This is a genomic window from Janthinobacterium sp. SUN073 (assembly GCF_030397665.1).
Lineage (GTDB): Bacteria > Pseudomonadota > Gammaproteobacteria > Burkholderiales > Burkholderiaceae_D > Janthinobacterium.
The window spans coordinates 320,663-347,268 of the sequence record NZ_JAPUBT010000001.1 but is presented as its reverse complement, the minus strand read 5'-3'; the positions used below and the strand labels follow the sequence as shown (position 1 = coordinate 347,268).

The 26,606-nt window shown below is 60.7% G+C and carries 24 protein-coding genes; 17 read left to right on the top strand and 7 right to left on the bottom strand.

The annotated features are described in order from the left end of the window. Positions 1 to 29 precede the first annotated feature (29 nt). Positions 30 to 692, bottom strand: coding sequence for a TetR/AcrR family transcriptional regulator (locus O0882_RS01715; RefSeq protein ID WP_289944844.1), 663 nt, complete (start codon positions 690 to 692; stop codon positions 30 to 32). 301 nt (positions 693 to 993) lie between these two features. Here O0882_RS01715 and O0882_RS01710 point away from each other — a divergent pair, with 301 nt between their 5' ends. Further along, positions 994 to 2,115, top strand: a complete 1,122-nt coding sequence (locus O0882_RS01710) for a M14-type cytosolic carboxypeptidase (RefSeq protein WP_096236951.1) — start codon at positions 994 to 996, stop codon at positions 2,113 to 2,115. Positions 2,116 to 2,127: 12 nt separating this feature from the next. Further along, positions 2,128 to 2,592, top strand: coding sequence for a CYTH domain-containing protein (locus O0882_RS01705; RefSeq protein WP_289944843.1), 465 nt, complete (start codon positions 2,128 to 2,130; stop codon positions 2,590 to 2,592). Positions 2,593 to 2,663: 71 nt separating this feature from the next. On the opposite strand, the gene O0882_RS01700 is transcribed toward O0882_RS01705, so the two are convergent. The 5 genes from O0882_RS01700 to O0882_RS01680 form a co-directional block, all read right to left on the bottom strand. Further along, complete coding sequence (locus tag O0882_RS01700) at positions 2,664 to 3,917, bottom strand: DUF2863 family protein (protein ID WP_289944840.1); 1,254 nt, start codon at positions 3,915 to 3,917, stop codon at positions 2,664 to 2,666. A gap of 214 nt (positions 3,918 to 4,131) precedes the next feature. Then, the gene (gene acnA / locus O0882_RS01695; protein WP_289944839.1) at positions 4,132 to 6,852 is read right to left on the bottom strand and encodes an aconitate hydratase AcnA; all 2,721 of its coding nucleotides are present in this window, start codon (positions 6,850 to 6,852) and stop codon (positions 4,132 to 4,134) included. 88 nt (positions 6,853 to 6,940) lie between these two features. Further along, positions 6,941 to 7,486, bottom strand: coding sequence for a hypothetical protein (locus O0882_RS01690; RefSeq protein WP_289944838.1), 546 nt, complete (start codon positions 7,484 to 7,486; stop codon positions 6,941 to 6,943). 13 nt (positions 7,487 to 7,499) lie between these two features. Beyond that, positions 7,500 to 8,498 carry an aldolase/citrate lyase family protein gene (locus O0882_RS01685; RefSeq protein WP_289944837.1) on the bottom strand — a complete coding sequence of 333 codons (999 nt, stop codon included), beginning with the start codon at positions 8,496 to 8,498 and terminating at the stop codon, positions 7,500 to 7,502. Between the two features lie 111 nt (positions 8,499 to 8,609). Then, the gene (locus O0882_RS01680; protein ID WP_034789110.1) at positions 8,610 to 9,599 is read right to left on the bottom strand and encodes a malate dehydrogenase; all 990 of its coding nucleotides are present in this window, start codon (positions 9,597 to 9,599) and stop codon (positions 8,610 to 8,612) included. A 304-nt stretch (positions 9,600 to 9,903) separates the two neighbouring features. Between O0882_RS01680 and O0882_RS01675 the strand changes: the two genes are divergently transcribed. From O0882_RS01675 to O0882_RS01635, 9 genes are all read left to right on the top strand, one after another. After that, positions 9,904 to 10,797, top strand: a complete 894-nt coding sequence (locus O0882_RS01675; RefSeq protein WP_289944836.1) for a GntR family transcriptional regulator — start codon at positions 9,904 to 9,906, stop codon at positions 10,795 to 10,797. Between the two features lie 306 nt (positions 10,798 to 11,103). Then, positions 11,104 to 11,526, top strand: a complete 423-nt coding sequence (sdhC, locus tag O0882_RS01670; protein ID WP_289944834.1) for a succinate dehydrogenase, cytochrome b556 subunit — start codon at positions 11,104 to 11,106, stop codon at positions 11,524 to 11,526. Continuing rightward, the gene (sdhD, locus tag O0882_RS01665) at positions 11,526 to 11,891 is read left to right on the top strand and encodes a succinate dehydrogenase, hydrophobic membrane anchor protein (RefSeq protein ID WP_034752078.1); all 366 of its coding nucleotides are present in this window, start codon (positions 11,526 to 11,528) and stop codon (positions 11,889 to 11,891) included. Before sdhC ends, sdhD begins: the two co-directional genes overlap by 1 nt. Positions 11,892 to 11,893: 2 nt before the next feature. Further along, positions 11,894 to 13,675: a succinate dehydrogenase flavoprotein subunit gene (sdhA, locus tag O0882_RS01660; RefSeq protein ID WP_096236929.1), complete on the top strand. Its 1,782-nt coding sequence runs from the start codon at positions 11,894 to 11,896 to the stop codon at positions 13,673 to 13,675. 9 nt (positions 13,676 to 13,684) lie between these two features. Then, on the top strand, positions 13,685 to 14,395 hold the full coding sequence (locus O0882_RS01655) for a succinate dehydrogenase iron-sulfur subunit (RefSeq protein ID WP_034752075.1): 711 nt from the start codon (positions 13,685 to 13,687) through the stop codon (positions 14,393 to 14,395). Positions 14,396 to 14,512: 117 nt separating this feature from the next. Next, positions 14,513 to 14,794, top strand: coding sequence for a succinate dehydrogenase assembly factor 2 (locus O0882_RS01650; RefSeq protein ID WP_034752073.1), 282 nt, complete (start codon positions 14,513 to 14,515; stop codon positions 14,792 to 14,794). A gap of 121 nt (positions 14,795 to 14,915) precedes the next feature. Then, on the top strand, positions 14,916 to 16,220 hold the full coding sequence (gltA, locus tag O0882_RS01645; protein WP_101482189.1) for a citrate synthase: 1,305 nt from the start codon (positions 14,916 to 14,918) through the stop codon (positions 16,218 to 16,220). Between the two features lie 152 nt (positions 16,221 to 16,372). Continuing rightward, positions 16,373 to 16,714: a helix-turn-helix domain-containing protein gene (locus tag O0882_RS01640; protein ID WP_289944823.1), complete on the top strand. Its 342-nt coding sequence runs from the start codon at positions 16,373 to 16,375 to the stop codon at positions 16,712 to 16,714. A 216-nt stretch (positions 16,715 to 16,930) separates the two neighbouring features. Next, entirely contained in the window at positions 16,931 to 17,473 is a 543-nt protein-coding gene (locus O0882_RS01635) for an NAD(P)H-dependent oxidoreductase (protein WP_289944822.1), read from the top strand. Between the two features lie 11 nt (positions 17,474 to 17,484). On the opposite strand, the gene O0882_RS01630 is transcribed toward O0882_RS01635, so the two are convergent. Next, positions 17,485 to 17,940 (bottom strand): hypothetical protein, encoded by a 456-nt coding sequence (locus O0882_RS01630; protein WP_289944821.1) that lies wholly within the window; start codon positions 17,938 to 17,940, stop codon positions 17,485 to 17,487. Positions 17,941 to 18,057: 117 nt separating this feature from the next. On the opposite strand from O0882_RS01630, the gene O0882_RS01625 reads away from it, so the two are divergent. From O0882_RS01625 to zapE, 6 genes are all read left to right on the top strand, one after another. Next, a complete protein-coding gene (locus O0882_RS01625; protein WP_289944819.1) occupies positions 18,058 to 19,032 on the top strand; it encodes a LysR family transcriptional regulator in 975 nt (324 codons plus the stop codon). 257 nt (positions 19,033 to 19,289) lie between these two features. Further along, complete coding sequence (locus tag O0882_RS01620; RefSeq protein WP_289944817.1) at positions 19,290 to 22,142, top strand: 2-oxoglutarate dehydrogenase E1 component; 2,853 nt, start codon at positions 19,290 to 19,292, stop codon at positions 22,140 to 22,142. A gap of 117 nt (positions 22,143 to 22,259) precedes the next feature. Further along, positions 22,260 to 23,516: a 2-oxoglutarate dehydrogenase complex dihydrolipoyllysine-residue succinyltransferase gene (gene odhB, locus O0882_RS01615; protein WP_289944815.1), complete on the top strand. Its 1,257-nt coding sequence runs from the start codon at positions 22,260 to 22,262 to the stop codon at positions 23,514 to 23,516. 94 nt (positions 23,517 to 23,610) lie between these two features. After that, positions 23,611 to 23,982: a PspC domain-containing protein gene (locus O0882_RS01610; protein WP_289944813.1), complete on the top strand. Its 372-nt coding sequence runs from the start codon at positions 23,611 to 23,613 to the stop codon at positions 23,980 to 23,982. Continuing rightward, complete coding sequence (lpdA, locus tag O0882_RS01605; RefSeq protein WP_289944808.1) at positions 23,972 to 25,402, top strand: dihydrolipoyl dehydrogenase; 1,431 nt, start codon at positions 23,972 to 23,974, stop codon at positions 25,400 to 25,402. The genes O0882_RS01610 and lpdA overlap by 11 nt, the downstream gene beginning before the upstream one ends. A 92-nt stretch (positions 25,403 to 25,494) precedes the next feature. Further along, positions 25,495 to 26,592 (top strand): cell division protein ZapE, encoded by a 1,098-nt coding sequence (zapE, locus tag O0882_RS01600; protein ID WP_071076265.1) that lies wholly within the window; start codon positions 25,495 to 25,497, stop codon positions 26,590 to 26,592. The last annotated feature ends 14 nt before the right edge of the window (positions 26,593 to 26,606 follow it).

The window sequence follows — 26,606 nt, the reverse complement described above, 5'->3', positions numbered from 1 at the left end:
CGTCGAGACGGTTTGCGCTGGATCAAGCGTCAGGCAGCCGGCGCAAAGCGCAGGCGGATACCTTGCGTGACGACAGCCAGCAAGTCGTCGATATGCGCATGCATTTCCGGGTGCGGCGTCCATGGGTCGCCCGCATCCATGACGATGCGCAGCGACACGAGGCCATGCAGTGCTTGCCAAAAGATTTGCGTCATCGTGTGCAGCGCCGGCTCGTCCTGGCGCACCTTGCCCGCCTGTGCCAGTTCGCCGAACAGGTGCAAGGCATAAGCGTACGGGTCCTGCTCGATATTGCCGTGTTCCACTTCGACGGCGTCGATTTCCGCGTGCGGACGCAGCTCCATGAAGATCAGCGAGTATTCGTCCGGATGCTGGAAGCCGTACTCGATGTAGGCGCGGCCGACCAGGCTGATGCGTTCCCATGGGTCAATGCTGTTGGCACAGGCGGCACGCATGGCGCGCACCAGTTCCAGCAAGTCCTTGTCCATGGCCTGGGCGATCAGGGTGGCCTTGTCGCGGAACAGGGCGTACACGACGGTGGTGGAAAAACCGGCCGCTTCGGCCACTTTGCGGATGGAGACGGCGCGCGCGCCGCCCTTCTTGATGAGATCTTTGACGACGTCGATGATGTGCTCGCGGCGCGCCTGGGCCTCGCGTAACTTTCTTTCCTGAATATTGGTCAACTTCTTGTCCACGACTCTTTCCTGGCGACTCAATGAAAGCAAGAATTATAGGATGGCGATGGGCTGCCAATGTGTCTGGCATTGTTACAATTCGGTTTTTTGTCCGGTCGATGCGACAGAGCACCGATTTTTTGCCCTTTTGCCTGGCGCTTTGCCATCGATGCCCCGGATTGGTGCATAAATCGCCCGCCCAGGCTTTGCGAACGGGGCCAAAGGGCGGAAAATAGCGGGATAGCTTACACTGCGTTTTTAGCGCGACGGCGGTAGCCCACGAGGCGACGCCGGAACTCTTACACTTGGACGGGATCATTACATGACCATTAAAATCAGCCAGAACTTCGACTCGGGCGCCATCGAGGTGGTAAGCGCCACCAGCGCGGGTGCCATCGACCTGAACTTGCGCAAGGATAGCCACGCCGACATCCATCAGTGGTTCCACTTCCGCCTGCAGGGCGCGCGGGACCAGGCATGCACGCTGCGCATCCTGAACGCGGGCCAGGCCACGTATCCGGCCGGCTATGAAGACTACCAGGCCGTGGCCAGCTACGACAGCGAAAATTGGTTCCGCGTGCCGACCGCATTCGACGGCCAGGTCATGACGATTTCGCATACGCCGGAACTCGACAGCGTGTACTACGCGTATTTCGAACCGTATTCGTGGGAACGCCATCTGCGCCTGCTGGGCGAAGTGGCCGAGCATCCGCTGGCGCGCGTATCCGACCTGGGCAGCACGGTCGACGGCCGCGACATGAATATGGTCACCATCGGCAACCCGCAGGCGGAAAAGAAAATCTGGGTCATCGCGCGCCAGCATCCGGGCGAATCGATGGCCGAATGGTTCGTCGAAGGCTTGATCGACTCGCTGCTCGACGACGCCAATCCGATCGCGCGCAAGCTCTTGCAGCGCGCCGTGTTCCATATCGTGCCGAACATGAACCCGGACGGTTCCATCCGCGGCAACCTGCGCACGAATGCGGCTGGCGCCAACCTGAACCGCGAATGGATGACGCCTTCGCTGGCGTCCAGCCCGGAAGTGCTGTGCGTGAAAAACAAGATCCACGAAACGGGCGTCGACATGTTCTTCGACATCCACGGCGATGAAGCGTTGCCGTACAACTTCGTGGCCGGTAACGAAATGCTGGAAAACTTCACGCCGGCCCAGGCGGCGCACCAGAAAGCTTTCATCGAGCGCTACAAGCAGGCCAGCCCTGACTTCCAGGACAAGTTCGGCTACGCGGCCAGCAAGTACAAGTCGGACATGCTGACCCTGGCGTCGAAATACATCGGCCACCACTTCGGCTGCCTGGCGCTGACCCTGGAAATGCCGTTCAAGGAAAACGCCGACTTGCCTGACCCAAGCGTGGGCTGGAACGGCGCGCGCAGCGCGGCCCTGGGCGCAGCCATGCTGCAGCCTATCTTGCTGTCGCTGGATTGAACGGCGTTGATCATGGGCGTCGAGATCGAGCGTAAATTTTTGCTGGCAGGCGATGCCTGGCGCGGCATGGGCCAGGCGGTGCTGCTGCGCCAGGGCTATCTGTCGTCCGCGCGCGAGCGCGTGGTGCGCGTGCGCATCGAGGGCGAACAGGCGATGCTGACCATCAAGGGCGCGAACGTGGGCGCGACACGCGGCGAGTGGGAGTATCCGATTCCGCTGGCCGACGCCGTCGAATTGCTCGACGGTCTGTGCGAACAGCCGCTGATCGAAAAGGTCCGCCACCGCATCGAGCACGCGGGCATGGTGTGGGAAGTCGACGAGTTTCTGGGCGCGAATGCGGGTTTGATCGTGGCCGAGATCGAACTGGCTTCGGAAGACCAGGCATTCGAGAAGCCCGAGTGGATCGGCGTGGAAGTGTCGGGCGATGCGCGCTACTACAACGCAAACCTGATCCGCCACCCGTTTTCACAGTGGTGATTTGGCGATAAACGCGGCGTGCAATGCAAAAAGGCGGAACCTCGGTTCCGCCTTTTTTACGTCTGTACGATTTAGTGGAAGTGCTCCGTGCCTTGCGGCGTATCCTCGGGCATTTCCGCATGCGCCAGCTCACCGACCGGGTCGGCAAACAAAGGTGCGCCGCAATCGTCGCAGTATTCGCCGACAAAACGTTCCGCGTGGCGCTTGATCTGCGTCACGCCGGCGGCGTTCAGGTGCTCGATGATTTCATCGACGGGCGTCTTTTGCTTGTCCAGCGCGGCGATGCCGACCTGGATCAGGCCTTCGATCGGCGTGCCATCCTCGTCTTCCTGGCCGTACAGGGGCCAGACGATGCCGTAGATGACGTCCGGCGTCTGGCGCAGGGTGAAGGCGATGCGGTACTCGTCGACCTGGCTATCGGCCGCTTCTTCGCCGAAGCCGGCGATGACGGCGCGCAGTTCCGACGGCTCGACGGCCAAGGTGTGCGTCAGGTAGTGCACGGCGGCGCGCACGGAGACGGGGCGTATCAGCTTGTCCGCTTCGCGGCAAGCCACGTAGTACGCTTCCGGTAGCAGCAGTTCCAGGCCGCAGCCGGGCAACAGGCGGGCGATGGTCGGCGTCGCCTGCGTGCGCCATTGTTCCAGGGCGGCGCTGCGCTCGGCGATGAAGTCGAGCTGGCTCGATGGCGTCTGCCAGCGGAACAGGGGGGCGCCGCTTGGGGCCACCACGGCCACCAGCAGGTAGCGCGTGTCGGCCAGGAAGGGCGCCGTTTCCGCCTCTTTGCTTGAGGGCTTGACGGCCGTGCCTTTCAGCGCGGCCAGTGCCAGCTTCTGCGTCTTGACATAGGTCTCGACGTGGCTGCGCGGCAGCTGGTCGATCGAGTACAGGGTCGGCGCCATGGCCATCTTCGTGCCGTCGGCCAGCAGGTGGGCGGCAAAATGCGCGGACAATACGCCGTGCGCATCGCCGGCCATGGCACCGGAAGCGATGGAAAAGCGCGTCCACGCGAGGATGGGCACGGCGACCAGCAGGGCGTCGTAACGCACGTCTTCATGCGTGATGACGGTCGATTCGCTGACGGCTTCAACGCAGTCCATCAGCACGTCGTAGGCGTTCAAGTCTTCCTTGAACAGGCTGCCCAGGGTGTTGTCGATGGTGTCCTGGTGGCCGGTTTTGAGTAATTTCTGGAGCTGCGTATCCAGGCTGTGTTCCCAGGACCGCTCTTCGAGACGGCTGGCTGCCTGTACGATCGCCTGGGCAAAGGTGACCAGGCGCTGGCTGTCGGCAGTCAGTTTATGGGATGAATCTTTGGAAGGACGACGCATAGCGGGATAAGAGTCTCGGAAAGTGAAAAAAATGGATCAGTCAAACAATGATAAACCCTTATAACCGTATTGTAGAGGATTCGGCCGCACGCAATACGTAAGCTGTTCTTAGATCATGCCAATAGTCGAAAATTCAAGTAAAAACGGGGCAGCAGGACGAAAAAAAAGCGCCGGTCGAAACCGGCGCTCTTATCTTGCCTCACAGCTGGGCTGATTACTCGGCCAGCAGTTGACGCAATACGAATGGCAGGATACCGCCATGCTTGTAGTAATCGACTTCGATCGGCGTATCGATGCGCAGCAGCACTTTCACGTCGACGCTGGTGCCGTCGGCGCGGTGGATCACCAGGGTAGCCAGTTGCTGTGGCTTGATTTCGCCTTCGAGGCCTTTCAGGTCGAAGGTTTCATTGCCGGTGATGCCCAGGGTTTGCACGCTGTCGTCGCCGATGAATTGCAGCGGCAGCACGCCCATGCCCACCAGGTTCGAGCGGTGAATACGCTCGAACGAACGGGTGATCACGGCTTTCACGCCCAGCAGCTGGGTGCCCTTGGCGGCCCAGTCGCGCGACGAGCCCGTACCGTACTCTTCGCCGCCGAAGACCATGGTTGGCGTGCCTTCAGCAACATACTTCATCGCTGCGTCGTAGATCGACATTTCTTCGCCGGAAGGCTGGTGGATCGTGATGCCGCCTTCGACCGCCGAACCGTCCGCTTTCGCAGGGATCATGCGGTTCTTGATGCGCACGTTGGCGAACGTGCCGCGCATCATGATTTCATGGTTACCGCGACGCGAGCCGTAGGAGTTGAAGTCCGCTTTCAGGACGCCGTTTTCCTTCAGCCATTTGCCTGCAGGGCCGTTTTCCTGGATCGAGCCGGCTGGCGAGATGTGGTCGGTGGTGATGGAATCGCCGAACACGCCCAGTGCGCGCGCGCCTTCGATGCCGGTGGCCACTGCCGCTGGCGTCATCGAGAAATTGTCGAAGAACGGTGGTTCAGCGATGTAGGTCGATTTCGGCCAGTTGTAGACTTGACCGGAGACGGTGGTGACTTTTTCCCACAGCTTGCCTGGCGCGCCCTTGACGTCCGCGTAGTTGTCCTTGAACACCTTGGCGTTCATGGCGAACTTCATCATGGCCGACACTTCAGCCGAGGTCGGCCAGATGTCGCCCAGGTAGACGTCCTTGCCGCCCTTGCCCTTGCCGACAGGTTCCGTCATCAGGTCGCGCGTCATGTTGCCGGCGATGGCGTAAGCGACGACCAGCGGTGGCGAAGCCAGGAAGTTCGAGCGGATGTTCGGGTGAATACGCGCTTCGAAGTTGCGGTTGCCCGACAGCACGGCCGACGCGACGATGTCGTGCGTGGCGATGGCGGCGTTCAGCTCAGGCGTCAGGTCGCCCGCATTGCCGATACAGGTGGTGCAGCCGTAGGCGGTCACGCCGAAGCCCAGTTTTTCCAGGTACGGCAGCAGGCCGGCAGCCGTCAGGTACTCGGTCACGACGCGCGAGCCAGGAGCCAGCGAGGTCTTGATGTGTGGAGCGACTTTCAGGCCGGCTTCGACGGCTTTCTTGGCCAGCAGGCCGGCAGCCAGCATCACGCTCGGGTTCGAGGTGTTGGTGCACGAAGTGATCGCGGCGATCAGCACGTCGCCGTTCGACACTTTCACGCCATTCGTCGTTTCGTACACGGCGTTCAGGTCGGCTGGATTCTTGTTGAAGCCGTTTTCCGTGGTTGGCTTGGCGAACAGTTCGGCGAAGTTCGCCTTGACGTTGCCGATTTCGATACGGTCTTGCGGGCGTTTCGGGCCGGCCAGCGACGGTGCGACCGACGCCAGGTTCAGTTCCACCACGCGGGTGTAGTCGATGTCGCCCGCTTTTGGAATGCCGTACAGGTTTTGCGCCTTGAAGTAGCTTTCGAACGCGGCGATTTCAGCCTTGCTGCGGCCGGTGCCCTTGAAGTAATCGATGGTCGCGTCGTCGACCGGGAAGAAGCCCATGGTCGCGCCGTATTCCGGTGCCATGTTGGCGATCGTCGCGCGGTCCGTCAGGGTCAGCGATTCGGTGCCTTCGCCGAAGAATTCGACGAACTTGCCGACGACTTTCTCTTTGCGCAGCAATTCGGTGATGGTCAGCACCAGATCGGTGGCGGTGCAGCCTTCGCGCAGCGCGCCGGTCAGGTTCACGCCGATCACGTCAGGCGTCAGGAAGTAGACCGGTTGGCCCAGCATGCCCGCTTCCGCCTCGATGCCACCCACGCCCCAGCCGACCACGCCGATGCCGTTGATCATGGTGGTGTGCGAGTCGGTGCCGACCAGGGTGTCAGGGTAGTACACGTCGCCGGCTTTCTTGCCTGCGTGGTGCACGCCGCGTGCCAGGTATTCCAGGTTGACCTGGTGGACGATGCCGAAGCCTGGTGGCACGACGCCGAAGGTGTCGAATGCCTGCATGCCCCATTTCATGAACTGGTAACGCTCGTTGTTACGCGAGAATTCCAGTTTCATGTTCAGGTCCAGCGCTTTCTTTTCGCGGTAGTGATCGATGGTCACCGAGTGGTCGACCACCAGGTCGACCGGCACCAGCGGTTCGATCTTCTTGGCGTTGATACCCATCTTGGCGGCCACGTTGCGCATCGCAGCCAGGTCGGCCAGCAGGGGCACGCCGGTGAAGTCTTGCAGCACGACGCGCGCCACTACGAACGGGATCTCGTCGGTGCGCTCGGCGGTCGGGCCCCAGCTCGCCAATTGCTTGACGTGTTCTTCGGTGACTTTTTTGCCGTCGCAGTTGCGCAATACCGATTCGAGCACGATGCGAATCGACACTGGCAGGCGGGAGACATTGATGCCCAGGCTTTTTTCCAGTGCCGGCAGGGAATACAGCTTGCCCTTCTTGCTATCCGAAATATTAAAGTCCTTGAGCGTGTTCAGAGTGTTGCGGGACATGACCTCTCCTTGTTGGGTATCGTCTATTTATTGATGATTCAAATTACAAAACATGACTGAGCCCCCGAAGAGGCCCTTGCTACGCACATCAGCCGCCGGTGACTGGCAAGACGCCCAGCGAAGGCGCCGCTTCCAGCACCGCCGCCGGCTTGGCTTGCTCCGCATCCTTGCATTCATTGGCCAACTGGCGGCCTTGCTTGGAATCGAGCAGCATGCCTTTGGCCGGGATGCCGATCCAGACCAGGCCGTACAAGCGGTTCTCGAAGCGGTTGGCGCCGGTGGTGGTGCCAACGCGGCTCAGACGGTGCAGGCGCTTCTTCCAGCGCAGGGCGATGTGTTTGTCGTCAGTAGCATTGGTGTAGATGGTAATTTTATTACCAAGTTCACAATTGAAATCGGTGGAGGCCGAGCCTGTGGTGCTCGGTTCATCGGCTTCTTCCTTGTCGGCGACCGACATGGCGAGCGGATGGGCTTCCTTGGCTGCCGCCTTGGCCTTGGTGGTCTTGGCCTTTGGCTTGGCCTTGACTGCCTTGGGATTTGCCTCTGCCGTGGCGGCGAAGCTGGCTGGCGCCAGCGTGAGGGTCATGGCGCCCAGCGCGACGCTGCAGGCAATGGCTAATTTGGAGAGGGACATCGTGTAATTCCTGTCAGTTTTCAGTGGTGCTGGAAGAGGGGGCGTTGAGTAATGCAGCGGCCGCCTCGGGCAGGCCCAGGCCCGCCAGTTTGGCGCGTTGTAAAACGGTCCAATAATATCGGTAGCTGGCGCGGTCATGCAAGCGGCCATTTTGCGCAATCGGTCCCCAGTTGGCGCGCAGCGCTTCATTGAGGATGTTGCTGGCCTCGTTGACTTCGGACAGGCGCGGCGTAAAGGCCTTGATGATGGGCTTGATCTGGTCCGGGTGGATGCTCCACATGCGCGTGTAGCCGAACTCGGCCGTTGCGCGCTGGGCGTCATTCGCCACCACGGCCGAATCGCGCACGTCCGTCGTCACATTATGCGACGGCACCTTGCCGTGCGCGTGGCAGGCGGCCGCCACTTCGAGCTTGGCGCGCACCACCAGCGGGTGCGTAAACTGGCCCGGCGTGCGCATGGCGGCGGCGGGAATGGCGCCGTAATGGGCCGAAACGAAATCCATGATGCCGAAGGACAGGCATTCGACCTGGGGCAGGGCGGCGATGGCGTAGGCGTCGCGCAGTGCGCCATGCGTCTCGATCAGGACGTGCACGGGCAGGTTGTCGCGGCCGGCGCGGCGCGCGTGCAGGTTGATCAGGTCGATGGCCAGCATGGCGTCCTGCACGCCGCCCACCTTGGGCACGGCGATGTAGGCCAGGCGGGCCGCGGCGGCGCAGATGATTTCCACGTCGCGCGCGAAAAACGGGCTGTCGACGTCGTGCACGCGCACGCCGATGCGGTTGAACTGGTTCTCGTCGCTGGCCAGCAGGCCGGCGATCATGTGGGCGTGGGACTCTTCATTGCCGGCGCTGGCGCCGTCTTCGCAGTCGAACGTGATGTCGAACAGGGGCCCAAGCTCTTGTTGCAAAGCAATCGATTTACGCATCAGCTTTTCAGAGCCGGCGTAGTGGTCGCAGGCGGCGAGCAACAGCGGCTGGCGTTTGCCTTGGAATAAAACCTCGGAAGGGTGCATGCTTAAGGCATTTCTGCAGGTAAAAACTACTTGATAAAACAGCCGCGCCGCGAATCTCGCGGGGCGGCCTTCTTGGCGGGCGGCGCTCAGGCCGCGCCGCCAATACTGGATTTATGCCAGCAGGTGTTTCACGCCTTCGCGCTCTTCGGTCAGTTCTTTCAGGGTCAGGTTGATGCGCTCTTGCGAGAATGCATCGATTTCCAGACCTTGAACGATGGTGTACTCACCGTTGTCGGTGGTGACCGGGAAGCCGAACACGGTGCCTTCAGGGATGCCATACGAGCCATCGGAAGGTACGCCCATGGTGGTCCACTTGCCAGCCGTGCCCAGCATCCAGTCATGGATGTGGTCGATGGCGGCGTTCGCTGCCGACGCTGCCGACGACAGGCCGCGCGCTTCGATGATGGCCGCGCCGCGCTTGCCGACGGTCGGCAGGAAGGTGTTGGCATTCCATTCCTGGTCGTTGATCAGGTCCTTGACGGCCTTGCCGTTGACGGTGGCGAAACGGTAATCGGCGTACATGGTTGGCGAGTGGTTGCCCCAGACGGTCAGCTTCTCGATATCCTTGACGGCGGTGCCGGTCTTGGCAGCGACTTGCGACAGCGCGCGGTTGTGGTCCAGGCGCAGCATGGCGGTGAAGTTTTTCGCCGGCAGCGACGGTGCCGATTTCATGGCGATATAAGCGTTGGTATTGGCAGGGTTGCCGACCACCAGGACTTTGACATTGCGCGAAGCGACGGCGTCGAGCGCCTTGCCTTGTACCGTGAAGATCTGGGCGTTCGCTTCCAGCAGGTCCTTGCGTTCCATGCCTGGGCCGCGTGGACGCGCGCCAACCAGTACGGCCACATCGACATCCTTGAATGCGGTCAGCGGATCGGAGTGGGCGGTCATTTCCGTCAGCAGCGGAAAGGCGCAGTCGTCGATTTCCATCATCACGCCCTTGAGCGCCTTCTGGGCTTTTTCGTCCGGGATTTCAAGCAGTTGCAAGATGACAGGCTGGTCTTTGCCGAGCATGTCGCCATTGGCGATGCGGAACAACAGGGCGTAGCCGATCTGGCCGGCGGCGCCGGTCACTGCAACACGCATTGGGGTTTTAGCCATGATGAATCTCCAAAGTGGGAAAGAAAACGGGCTTGAAGCTGGGCTTACGCTTATCCGGAAAAACTATAATGATACCAAAACCGGCACGCGCCACCGAATTGCTGGTGTACGCTGCCGTCACGCTCGTGCTGCACGAGGCCAGAGTGGCTGGCCGACAACATAAAACGCTGGCTCACAAGTTTTATCGAAGGCAGTTTAGGCTCCCGATCTGTATCTGTCAATCATATCTTATGTCTTATATAAGACAGATAACTACGAGTGTTTTACTGGACGCGGGCAGTGATTTGTGTTGAAATGTCGGACTATGAATTCCGCCTCGTCCAATCTGACCAATAATGCCACTGCTGCAAGCGGGGCGGTCAGTCCGACCGCGGGCACCCCGGCCACGCCCGTCGCCGCAGCGGCCAGCACGCCCGTCACCGTGGTGGCCAGCACCAATACCACTACGACCACTACGGCGGCAATGCTCGTCGCCAGCGCTTCGCCCACCTTCAGTCCCCTGTACCAGCAGATCAAGGCGCTCATCACGCAGAGCCTGCAATCGGGCGAGTGGAAGCCGGGCGAGCTCATTCCCAGTGAAGTCGAGCTGGCAGGGCGCTTCAAGGTCAGTCAGGGCACGGTGCGCAAGGCCATCGACGAACTGGCGGCCGAGAACCTCGTCATGCGCCGCCAGGGCAAGGGCACCTTCGTTTCCACCCACCATGAGGCGCGCGCGCATTTCCGCTTCCTGCGCCTGGTGCCGGACGAAGGCGTGCCGCATTATCCCGAAAGTAAATTTATCGAAGTCAAGCGCGTGCGCGCGCCGGCCGACGTGGCGCGCCTGATGGATCTGAAGTCCGGCGACGCCGTCATCTTCATCAAGCGAGTGCAGTATTTCGACGGCGTGCCGACCATCGTCGAGGAGCTGTGGCTGCCCGGCCTGATCTTCAAGGGTCTGACGGCCGAGCGCCTGGTGGAATACAAGGGACCCATGTACGGCCTGTTCGAAACGGAATTCGGCACGCGCATGATCCGTGCGTCCGAGCAGATCCGCGCCGTGTGCGCCGACGCGGGCGCCGCGCAATTGTTAAATATCGACCTCGGCACGCCCTTGCTCAGTTCCGAGCGCGTGTCGTTTACCTACGGCGACAAGCCGGTCGAACTGCGCCGCGGCTTGTATCTGACCAGTCGTCATCATTATCAGAATGAACTCAGCTGAAGCGGCGGGGTGCCTGCGGGTGCCCGGACAAGCAGCAAGGCTGAAGTGCATCGCTTGCAAGATGCCTGCCGCAAGGCGGGCAGCGGAGACAACAGAAAGCGCAGCTAAAGCATGGCCCGCTCCGGCGGGCCGTGCTTTGCCGGCGATTCTGTAATTAAATTACGTGAACTACGGAAAGTAGCGCGATATTTTGTAGTAAAAAACCATTTTGGTTATATGCAACAATAGATATTGGTGTGGGTTGCGAAAATCGGCGAAAATCGCGGCTTCGCTTCAATATTTAGTTATCAAGGGGAGGTTTTTGTTATGTCTGAAGCCGTAAGAGAAGTACCAAAAAAAGAACGGCCGGAATTCCGTAACATTCATGTTACCGAATTGTCGAACTACCGCATGGCTGTCGGCGCCATCGTCTCGATCCTGCATCGCATCAGCGGTTTCATCATGTTCGCCCTGCTGCCCTGCATCCTGTACATGCTGGAACAGAGCTTGCGTTCCGAAATGTCCTACGCTTACTTCCAGGGCATCGCCTCGCACTGGTTCGTCAAGCTGATCACCCTGGCTCTGGTCTGGGCCTTCCTGCACCACTTCTGCGCCGGCATCCGCCACCTGTTCATGGATGTGCACGTTGCCATCGAAAAAGATTCGGCACGCAAGACCGCGACGTCCGTGCTGATCGTGAGCGTGGTGTTGACGGCATTGGTCGCTTTGAAACTGTTTGGAGTATTTTAATGGCAGACAATAACATCGGACCGAAACGCCTCGTCGTCGGTGCCCATTACGGCTTGCGCGATTGGCTGGCGCAACGCGTCACCGCCATCGTCATGGTGGCTTATGTCGCCATCCTGCTGATTTCTTTCTTGACTGGCAGCAACTTCAGCTATGAAGGCTGGGCTGGTTTGTTCGCACAGCAGTGGTTTAAATTGTTCAGCTTGGTGACTTTCGTCGCCCTGTTCTACCACGCATGGGTCGGCGTACGCGACATCTGGATGGACTACGTGAAAAGCGCTGGCCTCCGTCTGACCCTGCAAATTGCCACCATGCTGTGGTTGATCGCTTGTGCCGGCTGGACGGTACAGATACTCTGGAGTGTGTAATCGTGGCAGCATATAAATCTGCAATCCCTACCCGCCGCTTTGATGCGGTCATCGTTGGCGCCGGCGGTTCCGGCATGCGCGCGTCGTTGCAACTGGCTGAAGCCGGTCTGAACGTCGCAGTCCTGTCGAAAGTGTTCCCGACCCGCTCGCACACCGTGGCAGCGCAGGGCGGTATCGGCGCGTCGCTCGGCAACATGGCCGAAGACAACTGGTTCTGGCACATGTTCGACACCGTCAAGGGTGGCGACTATCTGGGCGACCAGGATGCCATCGAATTCATGTGCCGTGAAGCACCGAAAGTCGTGTACGAACTGGAACACTTCGGCATGCCATTCGACCGCAACCCCGACGGCACCATCTATCAGCGTCCCTTCGGCGGCCACACGGCCCACTTCGGCGAGAAGCCGGTGCAGCGCGCTTGCGCGGCAGCCGACCGTACCGGTCACGCCCTGTTGCACACGCTGTACCAGCGCAACGTGCGTGCGCGTACGCACTTCTTCGTCGAATGGATGGCAATCGACCTGATCCGTGACGCCGAAGGCGACGTGATTGGTGTTGTGGCGCTGGAAATGGAAACCGGCGAATGCATGATCCTGGAAGCAAAGACGACGGTCATGGCTACGGGCGGCGCAGGCCGCATCTTCGCCGCCTCGACGAATGCCTTCATCAACACGGGCGACGGCATGGGCATGGCGGCACGCGCCGGCCTGCCGCTGCAAGACATGGAATTCTGGCAATTCCACCCGACCGGCGTGGCCGGCGCGGGCGTCTTGATCACCGAAGGCGTGCGCGGCGAAGGCGGCATCCTGATCAATAGCGAAGGCGAACGCTTCATGGAGCGCTATGCGCCGACCCTGAAGGATCTGGCGCCGCGCGATTTCGTCTCGCGTTCGATGGACCAGGAAATCAAGGAAGGCCGCGGCTGCGGTCCGAACAAGGACCACGTGATGCTGGACCTGCGCCATATCGGCGCCGACACCATCGCCAAGCGCCTGCCGTCGATTCTGGAAATCGGCCACAAGTTCGCCAACGTCGACGCCACCAAGGAACCGATTCCTGTCGTGCCGACGATTCACTACCAGATGGGCGGCATTCCAACGAACATCCACGGCCAGGTCGTCACCCCGACCGGTCCGGATAATTCGGCGCAAGTCGTCAACGGCCTGTACGCGATCGGCGAATGCGCCTGCGTTTCGGTGCACGGCGCCAACCGCCTGGGCACGAACTCGCTGCTCGACCTGGTGGTCTTCGGCCGCGCGGCCGGCAACCACATCGTCAACAGCGGCCTGAAAGCCAAGGAAAACAAGCCTTTGCCAGCCGATGCCGCCGAATTTGCCATGGGCCGCCTGGCGCGCCTGGAAAACTCGACCGGCACGGAAACCGTGCAGGGCGTGGCGAACGACATCCGCGCAACGATGCAGAAGTACTGTGGCGTGTTCCGTACCGACGAGATGCTGAACAAGGGCGTCGAAGAAATCATGAAGCTCGACGAGCGCCGCAAGCACGTCTCCTTCAAGGATAAATCGATGGTCTTCAACACAGCCCGTGTGGAAGCGCTGGAACTGGACAACCTGATCGAAACGGCGAAAGCGACCATCGTTTCGGCAGCAGCCCGCAAGGAATCGCGCGGCGCCCACGCCCAGGACGACTATCCGCAACGTGACGACGACAACTGGATGAAGCACACTCTGTGGTATTCGGAAGGCAACCGACTGGCATACAAGCCAGTCGTGACCAAGCCGCTGACGGTTGATACCTTCAAACCGAAACCACGTACTTTCTAAGGCTATACCATGGCACGCACTCTCAAATTCAAAATCTACCGCTACGATCCTGACCAGGATGCCAAGCCGTACATGCAAGACCTGACGGTCGAACTGAAAGACACCGACAAGATGCTGCTCGACGCACTGCAGCGCATCAAGGCGGACGTCGATGACTCGCTGGCCCTGCGCCGCTCGTGCCGCGAAGGCGTGTGCGGTTCGGACGCGATGAACATCAACGGCAAGAACGGCCTGGCATGCACCACCAACCTGAACGAACTGTCGGAGCCTATCGTGCTGCGTCCGTTGCCAGGTTTGCCGGTCATCCGCGACCTGATCGTCGACATGACGCAATTTTTCAAGCAGTACGATTCGATCAAGCCTTTCCTGATCAACGATTCGATCCCGCCTGAAAAAGAGCGCCTGCAGTCGCCGGAACAGCGTGAAGAACTCGATGGCCTGTACGAGTGCATCCTGTGCGCATGCTGCTCCACGTCGTGCCCGTCGTTCTGGTGGAATCCGGACAAATTCGTCGGCCCGGCCGGCCTGCTGCAAGCCTACCGCTTCATCGCCGATTCGCGCGACGAAGCCACCGGCGCGCGTCTGGACAACCTGGAAGACCCGTACCGCCTGTTCCGCTGCCATTCGATCATGAACTGCGTCGACGTCTGCCCTAAAGGCTTGAACCCGAACAAGGCGATCGGCAAGATCAAGGAATTGATGGTCCGCCGCGCGATCTGATTCGTCTGATCGCGTCCGCCGGGCGCCGTTTGCGGGAAGAGGGTATCCTCTCTTGCCTGCAGGCGGCGCCTGCAAAGCAGTACCGTGCCGCAAGGCACCCGTAAGGTGGTAAACCAAATGACAGAATCAATTTTGTCCTCGCATCAGGCCGACCCGGCCAACCGCGCCCGCCTGCGCTGGCGTTCACGCCGTGGCCTGCTGGAAAACGACATTATCCTGACCCGTTTTCTCGATGCGTATGAAACCGAATTGACCGATGAAGAAGTTGACGCGCTGACGCGTTTGCTGGATTTATCGGACAATGCGTTAATGGATCTGGTACTGGCCCGTAAAGAGCCGGAAGGCGAAGTCGATCTGCCGCATGTGCGCGCACTGCTGCAACGACTGCGCATTGCCTAGACGCCTGGGCGATATATTGCAAACGGTGCGAGTGGCGCGCTGTAGCACTGCCGAGTGCGGTGCGAATTGCAGCCAGAATTTTTGATTTTAATTTCGACTCACTCCCGAGAAGGAAGAGCCCATGAATATCTCTGACACAAAAGCTACCCTGTCGTTCTCCGATGGCAGCCCATCGCTTGAATTTCCAATCTACAAAGGCACGGTTGGCCCGGACGTCATCGACATCCGCAAACTGTACGCCGGTAGCGGCAAGTTCACCTACGACCCAGGCTTTATGTCGACGGCCGCCTGCAACTCGTCGATCACCTACATCGACGGCGACAAGGGCGAGCTGCTGTACCGTGGTTACCCGATCGAACAGTTGGCCGTCAACGCCGACTTCATGGAATCGTGCTACCTGTTGCTGAACGGCGAACTGCCGAACGCGGCGCAGAAAGCCAAGTTCGTCGACACCGTCACCAAGCACACGATGGTGCACGAACAGATGCAATTCTTCTTCCGTGGTTTCCGCCGCGACGCGCATCCGATGTCGGTCCTGGTGGGCACCGTCGGCGCGCTGGCATCGTTCTACCATGATTCGCTCGACATCAACGACCCGCGTCACCGCGAAGTGTCGGCCATCCGCCTGATCGCCAAGATGCCAACCCTGGTCGCCATGACCTACAAGTACTCGGTCGGCCAGCCGTTCGTGTACCCACGCAACGACCTGTCGTACAGCGCCAACTTCATGCACATGATGTTCGCTAATCCGTGCGAAGAGTACAAGGTCAACGACGTGCTGGTGCGCGCCCTGGACCGCATCCTGATCCTGCACGCGGACCACGAGCAAAACGCATCGACCTCGACCGTCCGTCTGGCCGGTTCGTCGGGCGCCAACCCGTTCGCCTGTATCGCTGCCGGTATCGCCTGCCTGTGGGGCCCTGCCCACGGCGGCGCCAACGAAGCGGCACTCAACATGCTGAAAGAAATCGGCACCGTCGAGAACATCCCTGCCTTCATCGAGCAAGTCAAGGACAAGAACTCCGGCGTCAAGCTGATGGGCTTTGGCCACCGCGTGTACAAGAACTTCGATCCACGCGCCAAGCTGATGCGTGAAACCTGCTACGAAGTGCTGCAAGAACTGGGTCTGCAAGATGACCCGCTGTTCAAGCTGGCGATGGAACTGGAAAAGATTGCACTGAACGACGACTACTTCGTGTCGCGCAAACTCTACCCGAACGTCGACTTCTACTCGGGCATCGTGCAATCGGCGCTGGGCATCCCTGTGTCGCTGTTCACCGGTATCTTCGCTATGGCCCGTACGATCGGCTGGATCGCCCAGTGGAACGAAATGATCGCCGACCCAGAGCAAAAAATCGGCCGTCCGCGCCAGCTGTTCGTCGGTTCGACCACGCGCGAAGTACTGCCACTGGACAAGCGCGCCTAAGTTACGGCGTATTGTTCCTGCCGGGCCTTGCTGCCTGGCGCAAAAAAGCGAGCCTGATGGCTCGCTTTTTTTATGTGCGCCTGGCATGGCTGACGCAACGCAAAGCTGCTAGGCTATGAGGCTCAGCCCTGGCAACCAAGAAGTAGAACGCGATGAACGAAGAAACATGCGCCCCCAGCGGCGTGGCCCTGGCCGATACGGCATTTGGCTACACCTTGTCGCTGATCGGCGGCAAATACAAGATGCTGATCCTGTACGCGCTCGCGGAAAACACCGTGCTGCGGCATAACGAACTCAAGCGGCATCTCGATGGCATCGCCTTCAAGACCCTCAGCGTCGTCCTGAAGGAACTGGAAGCCGATGCACTGATCGTGCGCAAGGAATACCCGCAAGTGCCACCCAAGGTAGAGTATTCGCTCTCCAGCAAGGGGATATCGCTGATCCCGGTGCTGCATACCTTGTGCGAGTGGGGCGAACGGCATCAGCCAGTGTGATCCGGAGGCGCATGGCGGGCTACTTTCTTGCAGTTATATTACTTACTTTTCTTACTGTATGGGTAGTAAATGTGCGTACTTGTGAAAAGTACTCGCGATGGCTATGCTGTTTCTGTCCCCGGGGGGCGCGACCGCGCGCCACGGGGCAGGGTACCGGCTTGCCTGCTTTCCTGAGAGTGTGGGGCCGGTGCGTCCATTTCACTTCAGGAAAGCAGCATGATGAAAACCCTCGTAATCGTCTTCCATCCCTCCGTCGCCACCTCGGTGGCCAACAAGCGCTGGCTGCAGGAACTGGCGCGGTATCCCGAGCGCTACACCATCCATGATGTGCATCAGGCTTATCCGGATGGAAAGATCGACGTGGCGCGCGAACAGGCGCTGGTGGAGGCGCACGCCAATGTGGTCTTGCAGTTCCCCGTGTACTGGTTCAACTGTCCACCCTTGATGAAGCAGTGGCTCGATGAGGTGCTGGCGTATGGATGGGCCTACGGCACGGGCGGCGACGCCTTCCAGGGCCGCAAGGTGGCGCTGGCCGTGACGGCAGGGATCCGCGAGGAGGACTTCACGCCGCAAGGCAAGTGGAACGTCACCCTGGCGCAGTTGCTGGCGCCGTTCGATGTCACTCTGGCGTATATCGGCGCCGACAACCGCCGCTTCTTTGCCTTCTATGGCGCGGAAGACGGGCCGAAGGAGGTGGGTTATGCCGGGCGGCTGGCGCGCAGCGCGCAAGAGTATGAGCGCTTCCTGCTGGCCCTATAAGGCGGGCTGTGTCAGTTGAATGCCGCTTCCAGCTGGCGCAGCGCAATGTGCCGGCCCTCCAGTTGCAGACTGTCGCCCTCATAGGGCTGGGGCATGACGATGCAGCGCGGCGCATTGTGCTTGAGGATGCCGCCCCAGTGGGCGACCCTGGCACCGGCCTGGCGGCGGATCGCCTCGACGGTGGCGCCGCTGGCGAGGATGTGGGCTTGCGGAAAGGCTTGCTGCAATACGCCCAGGCCGAAATAGGCTTGCGGTTCGGCGGCGCTGATATAAATGGTGGTCAGGCGCTTGCCGCTGGCGGTGATGGTGTGCGCTAACTGCGCCGCATCGTGGCGCAGGAACTGGGTGTTGATCAGGATGGCATCCGCCATGCCGCTCAGCAACAGCGAGGTGGACGGCGCGCAGCCCAGCACGTCCAGGCGGAAGGCGTCAAGGGTGCCGGAGGGGCGGGCGGCGCGTGCCAGCATAGGATTCTTTCGCTATTCGATACTCTTGCTGCATATTATCCTTTCGACCAAATGCGACAAATAGGGTAGATTGCAATACTTAGTTGCATGGATCGGATGAATCAAGGGAGTATCCGCATGGACCGCATCACCGCCGCACAAGTATTTGTCGCCATCGCCGAGCGCGGCAGCATGGTGGCCGCCAGCGAGGCGCTCGACATGTCGCGTGCCATGGTGACGCGCTACCTGGCCGAGATGGAGCAGTGGGCGGGGGCGCGCCTGCTGCATCGCACCACGCGTCGTTTGAGCCTCACGGATGCGGGCGAGGCGACCCTGGCGCGCTGCCGACAGATGCTGGAAGTGGCCGGCGCCATGGCCGTTGCCTCGCCCGGGGAGATCGACACGCCGCACGGTTTGCTGCGCATTAGCTGCTCGCAATCTCTGGCGCAGACGGCGCTCGCTGGCGCAGTGACCGCTTACCTGCGGCGCTACCCGCGCGCCGCCGTCGACCTGCAGATGGAGAACCGCGCCGTCAACCTGGTGGAGCAGCGCATCGACCTGGCGCTGCGCATCACGAACGCGCTCGAACCGAACCTGATCGCCCGCCAACTGGCCAGTTGCGCCTCGGTGGTGTGCGCTGCACCATCGTATCTGGCGGCGCACGGCACGCCGCGTCGCGCGCAAGACCTGGCCCTGCATAACTGCCTGACCTATACGTATTTCGGCAAGAGCCTGTGGCAGTTCACGCACGACGGGGAAGCGCTCACTGTCCCCGTCAGCGGCCGCCTGTCGGCGAATGAATCGCTGGTGCTGCTGGTGGCGACGGTGGCGGGGGCGGGCATCGCCATGCAGCCGCGCTATTCGGCCGCGCCGCTGATCGCCAGCGGGCAACTGGTGGAGCTGCTGCCCGCTTACGTGCCGCAGGACATGGGCATCTACGGTATCTACACCTCGCGCCAGCACATGTCGCCGCTGCTGCGCACCATGCTCGACTTCCTGGTCGAGTGGTTTGCCGGCGATGCCGATTGGCTGGCGGCCATCGCGGCGGCGCCGTTGCCGGGCAGACCAGTCGGGCGCAAGCGGCACGCCGGCAGGGCCGCCGATGTGTTGTAAGCATAACAGTGACAGGCTGGCAAGCCCGGGAAAATCAAGGACCCAGCTTACATTTGCTTGCCAAATAAAATTCAACTTGTCGTTGTTGCGTTACAATACCGCGTGCTATTCTAAATGACGGTATGCAGAATGCTGGTGCAATAAAAAAGCCCTTCCCCACAACTTGATGTGCAATCCGCTAACCGGTCAGGCCGTGTCGCGGAAGGTTAGATTAACCCGCTAATTCCTCGCGAAACGCGAAGAAAGGTGAGCAATATATGCAGCAATTAACGACCAACTCCTACCTGTTTGGTGGGAATGCTCCGTACGTGGAAGACCTGTACGAAGCGTATCTGAACAATCCAGGCTCGGTACCCGATAACTGGCGCTCCTACTTCGACGCGATGCAGCACGTGCCTGCCGTCGATGGCAGCAACAAGCCTGACGTGGCGCATGCCTCCGTCGTCGCCTCGTTCGCCGAGCGCGCAAAAGCAGGTCCGATCCGCACCGTGACCGCTTCCTTCGATGCTGAAATGGGCCGCAAACGTGTTGCTGCTACGCAACTGATCGCCGCTTACCGCTACCTCGGTTCGCACTGGGCCAATCTGGATCCGCTGCAACGCCAGGAACGTCCGATGATCCCTGAGCTCGAGCCGAGCTTCTACGGTTTCACCGACGCGGACATGGACACCGTGTTCAACATCAGCAATACCTATTTTGGCCCCGAGACCGCCACCCTGCGCGATCTGCTGAACTATCTGCGCGACACCTACACGCGTTCGATCGGTGCCGAATTCATGTACATCTCCGATCCGGCCGAAAAGCGCTGGTTGCAAGAGAAACTGGAATCGATCCGCTCCACCCCGAATTTCACCCCAGAGAAAAAAATCCACATCCTCGACCGCCTGACCGCGGCTGAAGGCCTGGAACGCTATCTGCACACCCGTTACGTGGGCCAGAAGCGCTTCTCCCTGGAAGGCGGCGAAACCTTCATCGCCTCGATGGATGAAACCATCCAGCGCGCCGGCGAAAAAGGCGTGCAGGAAATCGTCATCGGCATGGCCCACCGCGGCCGCCTGAACGTACTCGTGAACACCCTGGGCAAGGCGCCACAGGAACTGTTCGAAGAATTCGAAGGCAAGCATGGCGACGACCTGCCTGCCGGCGACGTGAAGTACCATCAAGGCTTCTCGTCGGACATCTCCACCGCAGGCGGCCCGGTCCACCTGTCGCTGGCGTTCAACCCGTCGCACCTGGAAATCGTCAACCCTGTGGTCGAAGGTTCCGTCAAGGCCCGCATGGATCGCCGCGGCGATGCGCAGGGCGCGCAAGTGCTGCCTATCCTGGTGCACGGCGATGCCGCTTTCGCCGGCCAGGGCGTGGTCATGGAAACGCTGAATCTGGCGCAAACCCGCGGCTACCATACGGGCGGCACGGTGCATATCGTGATCAACAACCAGATCGGTTTCACCACCTCGGACCCGCGCGATGCACGCTCGACCCTGTACTGCTCGGACGTCGTCAAGATGATCGAAGCACCGGTCCTGCACATCAATGCCGATGATCCTGAAGCCGTGGTATTGGCGACGCAAATCGCGCTCGACTACCGCATGGAATTCAAGAAGGACATCGTCCTCGACATCATCTGCTACCGCAAGCTTGGCCACAACGAGCAAGATACGCCGGCACTGACGCAGCCACTGATGTACAAGAAGATCGGCCAGCATCCAGGCACCCGCAAGCTGTACGCGGACAAGCTGGTAGCGCAAGGCGTGATCCCTGCCGATGGCGGCGACAAGATGGTGGCCGCTTTCCGCGACGCCATGGACGCCGGCAAGCACACCGTCGATCCGGTCATCTCGAACTTCAAGAACAAGTACGCTGTCGACTGGCTGCCGTTCCTGAACAAGAAATGGACCGACTCGGCCGACACCGCCGTGCCGATGACGGAACTGAAACGCCTGGCCACCCGCATCACCACCGTGCCGGAAGACTTCAAGGTCCACTCGCTGGTTGAAAAAGTACTGGGCGACCGTGGCACCATGGGTCGTGGCGAAATGAACCTGGACTGGGGCATGGGCGAACACCTGGCCTACGCATCGCTGGTTTCGTCCGGCTACGCCATCCGCCTGACGGGCCAGGATGCCGGCCGCGGCACCTTCGTGCACCGCCACGCCGTCCTGCATGATCAGAACCGCGAGCGCTGGGATGCCGGTACCTACATTCCACTGCAAAACGTCTCGGACAACCAGGCGCCGTTCACTGTCATCGACTCGGTGCTGTCCGAAGAAGCCGTACTGGCTTTCGAATACGGCTACTCGACCGCTGAACCGAACACGCTGACGATCTGGGAAGCCCAGTTCGGCGACTTCGCCAACGGCGCGCAAGTGGTAATCGACCAATTCATCAGCTCCGGCGAAGTGAAGTGGGGCCGCGCTTCGGGCCTGGTCATGATGCTGCCGCACGGTTACGAAGGCCAGGGTCCTGAGCACTCGTCCGCGCGTCCTGAGCGTTTCCTGCAACTGTGCGCAGACAACAACATGCAAGTGGTGCAGCCGACGACGGCTGCGCAGATCTTCCATTTGCTGCGCCGCCAGATGGTGCGCCAGTTCCGCAAGCCGCTGGTCATCCTGACGCCGAAGTCGCTGTTGCGCAACAAGGATGCCGGTTCGCCGCTGACCGACCTGGCCAAGGGTGGTTTCCAGACCGTCATCGGCGAAGTCGACGACAAAATCGATGCCAAGAAAGTCAAGCGCGTCGTCGCCTGCTCGGGCAAGGTCTACTACGACCTGGTCAACGCACGCAAGACCCGCGGCCAGACCGACACGGCCATCGTGCGCCTGGAACAGCTGTATCCGTTCCCGCACAAGTCGTTCGCTGCTGAACTGAAGAAGTTCCCGAACCTGGTCGAAGTCGTATGGGCCCAGGACGAGCCGCAAAACCAGGGCGCCTGGTTCCAGATCCAGCACAACATCTTCGAAGGCCTGGAATCGGGTCAGCGTCTGGCTTACGCCGGCCGTCCTGCTTCGGCGTCGCCTGCTGTCGGTTACTATGACAAGCACTACGCCCAGCAAAAAGATCTGCTGGAAACGGCATTCTCGAAGCTGAAGGGTTTTATCCTGACCAAGTAAGTGGCAGGATAACGGGCGCCATGTCTACGCATGGCGCCTGTTCGCATACATCATGACGGAGCGCCGCCCTTGCTACGCAGGGGCGGCGCCGCAATAACAAAATAAACGGAGTTTTACATGGCACAAATCGAAGTTAAAGTTCCCCAGTTGTCGGAATCGGTTGCAGAAGCGACCCTGCTGGCATGGCACAAGAAAGTCGGCGAACCAGTCGCGCGCGACGAAAACATGATCGATATCGAAACCGATAAAGTCGTGCTGGAACTGCCGGCGCCAGCCGCTGGCGTGATCGTTCAAATCATCAAGGCTGACGGCGCCACCGTCGTCGCCGGCGAAGTCATCGCCATCATCGACACCGACGGCTCGGCCAAGGTCAGCCCGATGGAAGTGTCGACCGTGCCTGCACCAGCCCTGGCTGCCGCCGCACAAGACGCATCGACCGCTTCGGCACCTGCCGCTGCGACCAAAGGCGATGTCGCCATGCCTGCCGCTGCCAAGATCCTGTCCGAAAAAGGCCTGTCCGCTGGCGACGTCGCCGGTTCCGGCAAAGATGGCCGCGTGACCAAGGGCGACGCCCTGGCCGCTTCCGCCAAGCCAGCTGTCGCGCCACTGGCGCCAGCCGCCGCCAAGCCAGCGCTGCAGCAAGTCGCCACGCCGAGCATCGCCAGCCTGGGCGACCGTCCGGAAGAGCGCGTGCCGATGAGCCGCCTGCGCGCACGTATCGCCGAGCGCCTGCTGCAATCGCAATCGACGAACGCCATCCTGACCACGTTCAATGAAGTGAACATGCAGCCGGTCATCGACCTGCGCAACAAGTACAAGGACAAGTTCGAGAAAGAGCACGGCGTCAAGCTGGGCTTCATGTCTTTCTTCGTCAAGGCCGCCGTCGCCGCCCTGAAAAAATACCCGATCATCAATGCCTCCGTTGATGGCAATGACATCCTGTACCACGGCTACTTCGACATCGGCATCGCTGTCGGTTCGCCACGCGGCCTGGTGGTGCCTATCATCCGCAATGCGGACCAGCTGTCGATCGCCGACATCGAGAAAAAAATCGGTGAATTCGGTGCGAAAGCCAAGGAAGGCAAGCTGACCCTGGACGACCTGACGGGCGGCACGTTCTCGATCTCGAACGGCGGCACCTTCGGTTCCATGCTGTCGACCCCGATCATCAACCCGCCGCAATCGGCCATCCTGGGCGTGCATGCGACCAAGGACCGCGCCGTGGTCGAAAACGGCCAGATCGTGGTACGTCCGATGAACTACCTGGCCATGTCCTACGACCACCGCATCATCGACGGCCGCGAAGCCGTCCTGGGCCTGGTGGCGATGAAAGAAGCGCTGGAAGATCCTGCACGCCTGTTGCTGGACCTGTAAGCACCGTAGTCCCCCGGCGTTGCCGCCGGGGCAATGTAGTTGATACCCCTTGCCAGAAGACGCAGCTGGCTGATCTCAATAAAAGAGGATTCCCATGAACGTCTCTGAAGAAATCAAGCGTCTGCACGAGTTGCACCTGGCGGGCGCCCTGAGCGACGCGGAATTCGCGCAAGCGAAAGCCAAGCTCCTGAGCAATATCAACCTGGATAAATCGGACAGCCCCTCCGCCTCCGGCCCGTCGAACGACCTGGTGCAGGAATTCAACCGCCTGCGCCGTTCGCGCAACGACCGCTGGCTCGGTGGTGTCTGCGGCGGCCTGGGCCGCGCTTCCGGCATGGAAGCGTGGATCTGGCGCCTGGTCTTCGTCCTGTTTACATTGACCTTCGGCTTCGGCGTGGTGATTTACCTTCTATTGTGGATTTTCGTACCAGACGAAGAGATTGGAATAACAAAACATGAGTACTAAACAATTTGACGTAGTTGTCATCGGTGCGGGCCCTGGCGGCTACATCGCCGCCATCCGCGCAGCCCAGCTGGGCTTTTCCGTCGCTTGCGTCGACGAGTGGTCGAACGCCAAGGGCGGCGCCGCGCCTGGCGGTACCTGCACCAACGTCGGCTGCATCCCCTCGAAAGCGCTGCTGCAATCGTCCGAGCATTTCGAACACGCGGGCCACAGCTTCGCCGAGCACGGCATCGACGTCGCCGGCCTGAAGCTGAACCTGGGCCAGATGCTCAAGCGCAAAGACACCGTCGTCAAGCAAAACAACGACGGCATCCTGTACCTGTTCAAGAAGAACAAGATCGCCTTCTTCCACGGCCGCGCCGCTTTCGCTGCCGCCGCCGCTGGCACGTATGAGATCAGCGTGACGGGCGCAGCCAACGAAACCCTGACGGCCAAGCATGTGGTTATCGCCACGGGTTCGAACGCACGCGAATTGCCTGGCGCACCATTCGACGAGAAACTGATCCTGTCGAACACGGGCGCACTGGCCATCGACGCCGTACCAGCCAAGCTGGGCGTCATCGGTGCCGGCGTGATCGGCCTGGAAATGGGCAGTGTCTGGCGCCGCCTGGGTTCCGACGTCACCGTGCTGGAAGGCCTGCCGGTCTTCCTGGGCGCCGTCGACGAGCAGATCGCTAAGGAAGCGTCGAAGCTGTTCATCAAGCAAGGCTTGAAGATCAACCTCGGTTGCAAGATCGGCGCCATCACGCCAGGCAAGAAAGACGTCACCGTGGAATTCGTGGACGCCAAGGGCGAAGCGCAAAAAGCCGTGTTCGACAAACTGATCATCTCGATCGGCCGTACGCCGAACACGAATGGCCTGGGTGCCGACAAGGTCGGCCTGCAGCTGGACGAACGCGGCTTCATCGCCGTCGACGGCGACTGCAAGACCAACTTGCCGAACGTGTGGGCGGTGGGCGACGTGGTGCGCGGCCCGATGCTGGCGCACAAGGCGGAAGAAGAAGGCGTTGCCGTGGCCGAGCGTATCGCCGGCCAGCACGGTCACACCAACTTCAACACGATTCCCTGGGTAATCTACACCTCGCCGGAAATCGCGTGGGTCGGCAAGACCGAGCAAACCCTGAAGGCCGAAGGCATCGCCTACAAGGCCGGCACCTTCCCGTTCATGGCCAATGGCCGTGCGCGCGCGCTGGGCGACACTTCGGGCATGGTGAAATTCCTGGCCGATGCGACCACCGATGAAATCCTCGGCGTGCACATCGTCGGCCCGATGGCGTCCGAACTGATTTCCGAAGCCGTCGTGGCGATGGAATTCAAGGCCTCGGCCGAAGACATCGCGCGCATCTGCCACGCGCACCCATCCTTGTCGGAAGCGACCAAGGAAGCGGCACTGGCCGTCGATAAGCGTACGCTGAACTTCTAAGCGCTACGGTACTTCGCAGCGGGCCGGCAAAGCAGTTTCTGCCTTGCCGGCCCGTTTGCGCTATGTCAAGAATCCCTGTTGAATCGAATCCCATGAACGTTGAAGAGTTTTACCAGCACGCGTTGCAGAAGCGTGATTTCAAGGCCGATGCCGCCCAGCGGCGCGCGGTCGACCGCCTGCAGCTGTGCTATGACGAGTGGGTGGCTTACAAGGGGCAGCGCTCGAGTACCTTCAAGCGCCTGCTGAACCGTCCTGCCGTACCGAAAGGCGTGTACATGTGGGGCGGGGTAGGGCGCGGCAAATCGTTCCTGATGGATAGTTTTTACTCGGTCGTGCCCCTGGTGCGCAAGACGCGATTGCACTTTCATGAATTCATGCGCGGCGTGCACCAGCAGCTCGATGAATTGAAAGGCGTGGCCGACCCGCTCGACGAGGTCGCCAAGCGTATCGCCAAGAAATACCGCCTGATCTGTTTTGATGAATTCCACGTCTCCGACATCGCCGACGCGATGATCCTGTACAACCTGCTGTCGGCCCTGTTCGCCAATGGCGTGTCCTTCATCATGACCTCGAATTACGACCCGGACCTGCTGTATCCGGACGGCTTGCACCGCGACCGCATGCTGCCGACCATCGCGCTGCTGAAGGACAAGCTCGACGTGATGAACGTCGATGCGGGCGTCGATTACCGTGGCCGCGCGCTGGAACAGGTGGAAAGTTACTACACGCCGCTGGGCGCCGCCACCGACAAGGCCCTGCGCGACGCCTACACGCGCATCGCCGAGACGGCCGATGAAGACGCGCGCATCCGCATCGAGAGCCGCGAAATCCATTGCCTGCGCCGCGCCGGCGGCATCATCTGGTTCGATTTCGCCACCCTGTGCGGCGGTCCCCGCTCACAAAATGATTACCTGGAAATCGCCAGCCGCTTCCATACGGTGATATTGTCCGGCATACCGGCCATGTCGGCGGCGCAGTCGTCCGAAGCGCGCCGCTTTACCTGGCTGATCGACGTGTTTTATGATCAAAAGGTCAAGTTGATCATGTCGGCCGAAGTGGCGCCCGAGCAGCTGTACACGAACGGCATGCTGGCCAACGAGTTTCACCGTACCGTTTCGCGTATCATCGAGATGCAATCGCGCGAATACATGGAAAAAGAACAGCGCGGCGCGGCCGACGCGATCGTTTGAGGCAGGGATAAGGC